This window comes from Paraburkholderia sp. BCC1884, assembly GCF_900996225.1.
In the GTDB taxonomy this organism is placed as follows: Bacteria; Pseudomonadota; Gammaproteobacteria; order Burkholderiales; family Burkholderiaceae; genus Paraburkholderia.
Map to the genome: position 1 here is coordinate 1 of NZ_CAAJGL010000054.1, position 418 is coordinate 418.

1 pseudogene is annotated in these 418 nt (G+C 73.9%); it reads left to right on the forward strand.

The annotated features are described in order from the left end of the window. Window positions 1-418 (forward strand): annotated as a pseudogene (locus FQ705_RS03875) (hypothetical protein); the annotation flags it as partial.

Below are 418 nucleotides of genomic sequence, written 5' to 3' on the forward strand. Positions count from 1 at the left end.
TCCGCTCGGCCGGCGTTTCGATGCCTCGCGCTGCGAGGGCGGACCTTGCGAGGTAAGGCACGCGCAGGATGCGGCCCTGCCGGCGGCTGCCGCGCAGGCCACTGCAGAGCTTGGCAAGGGCGAGGCGGGCGAGCTTGCCGTCGCGCCATTGCCTCGCCGTGATTCGGACCGGGCGAGCGCAAGCGTGGCGACGGCGTCATCGATGTTGCCGGCCGTTGCCTGGTCGGCGCTGGCCGCATCGGGCCGGGCGGCCGCGCCGCTCACCATGCAGCGCATCGCCCTGGCCCCGGCCGCCGAGGGCGGACCCACCTCGCTCGACGCGATCGTCGACGCGCTCTCGGCGGCAGGCCTCGAACGCGGCCGCGCGGGCATCGTCGGCCGCGACCTGGTGGTCGAATACGAGAACCATCGCTACAAC